The following is a 224-nucleotide window of genomic DNA, read 5'->3' on the forward strand; positions in this document are numbered from 1 at the left end:
CGGCCATGGCCGGCAGGTGGCGCAATGGGCGCGGGTGCTGCCTGCGGCTGGACGCGTGGATGCCGAGGCCTGGCCGGGATGCCAAACGCTGGGCGTCATTGACTCTTTGAGGCAAGTCGGCGACAAACCGGGGCAGTGGGAGCGCCGCTGCTACATCAGTTCGCGCAAGCTGAGCGCCGAAGCGTTGGCGCAAGCGGCGCGGGCGCATTGGGGCATCGAGAACC

1 pseudogene is annotated in these 224 nt (G+C 69.2%); it reads left to right on the forward strand.

Annotated features, from left to right (window positions below):
* Nucleotides 1-224: pseudogene (locus C2I19_RS22015) on the forward strand (ISAs1 family transposase); the annotation flags it as partial.

The sequence above is a fragment of the Chromobacterium alticapitis genome (assembly GCF_002924365.1).
Classification (GTDB): domain Bacteria; phylum Pseudomonadota; class Gammaproteobacteria; order Burkholderiales; family Chromobacteriaceae; genus Chromobacterium; species Chromobacterium alticapitis.